General features: G+C 63.5%; 1 protein-coding gene. It reads left to right on the top strand.

Annotated elements, in window-relative coordinates:
* The first annotated feature begins 117 nt into the window (after window positions 1-117).
* The gene (locus AC1Q61_RS32770; RefSeq protein ID WP_492651491.1) at window positions 118-330 is read left to right on the top strand and encodes a hypothetical protein; all 213 of its coding nucleotides are present in this window, start codon (window positions 118-120) and stop codon (window positions 328-330) included.
* Window positions 331-504 lie beyond the last annotated feature (174 nt).

Genomic DNA, 504 nt, shown 5'->3' with positions numbered 1-504 from the left:
GTTGTAGCCTTTCATGCCCTTGATCAGGGCGGGAAGGATTCTCATAACCAGCGGGTCACTTAATGGGGGTCATGCCACCAGGTCAGGGTCGAGGGGATCTCCGCGGGACTTCACGCTGTGATCCGTCTGCCCTCCGGCACCGAACAATCTGTTCTTGCAGCGGCCCGGGCGCGCGATCTCGGGCTCGAAGGGCTTTCGGTCTTCCGACATCCCGACGTGTCGTCAGTCGGCGGTGACGGCATCGTCGTCGGCTACAGCACGCCGACGCAGTCGCAGTATTCGAGGACGCTGGACGTGCTCTGCGAGGTGCTACAGGCAGCTCTGCGATAACGCCTGTCGGATCTGCCCATCCGCTCACCTGCCCTGCCCTGATGGTGTGAACGTACCGTTCCCCTCGCCTAAGAGGGTGAGCGTGTCGTTCGCTCGGTCCCGGACGGGGTGGTGAGTCGGCTGTGCTCCCGCCCCTGATGGTGTGAACGGTGCGTTGGGTCGATCTGAGGCGAC

It is taken from the genome of Rhodococcus sp. MPR-R1B (assembly GCF_058793255.1).
The sequence above is the reverse complement of the archived record's forward strand: the minus strand, read 5'-3'. Positions and strand labels throughout refer to the sequence as shown.